This is a genomic window from Streptococcus sp. GMD4S (genome assembly GCF_000296955.1).
On sequence record NZ_AJRE01000432.1, the window covers coordinates 1 to 508 of the forward strand.

Below are 508 nucleotides of genomic sequence, written 5' to 3' on the forward strand. Positions count from 1 at the left end.
CAAAATTTCCTGGTGTTTACTCATTGAATTCTCCTTTTATGTATCGAAATTCAAGATAGTCCCTCATTTTTCGTGTATAGCGATCGCTCCCCTTAAACTGTCGGACGAGGCTAAAGCCCGATTTTAAGGCTACTTTTTGGCTAGCTTGATTCTCCAGATGAGTGATGATGGATAATTGTTTTAAACCAAATTCTTCAAAAGAAAGGTGACAGAGTTTGCTAACAGCCTCTGTCATAAAACCTTGCGACCAAGCATCTTTTTTTAAGAAATAACCAATTTCTGCTTCTTTTTTGATTTCATCGATTTTTTCAAATTTAATGGAGCCAATCATTTCCTGATTTCCTTGGAGACAAATTGCCCAAACACCTAGAGGAGCCTTCATAAAATAGTTAGCAAGTGCGTACTGACTTTCTTCCAAACTTGCTTGACTGGGAAAAATAAACTGCAAATTCTCAGGGTTTGAAGCAATCTCGAAAAACGCTTGACTGTCACTAAAAAAGAAAGGACG

At 37.4% G+C, this 508-nt stretch carries 1 protein-coding gene; it reads right to left on the reverse strand.

What is annotated here, in order from left to right; genetic code table 11:
* Positions 1-16: 16 nt before the first annotated feature.
* Positions 17-508: GNAT family N-acetyltransferase (locus tag GMD4S_RS10350; protein WP_000307274.1), on the reverse strand; the 492-nt coding region annotated here is incomplete at its 5' end.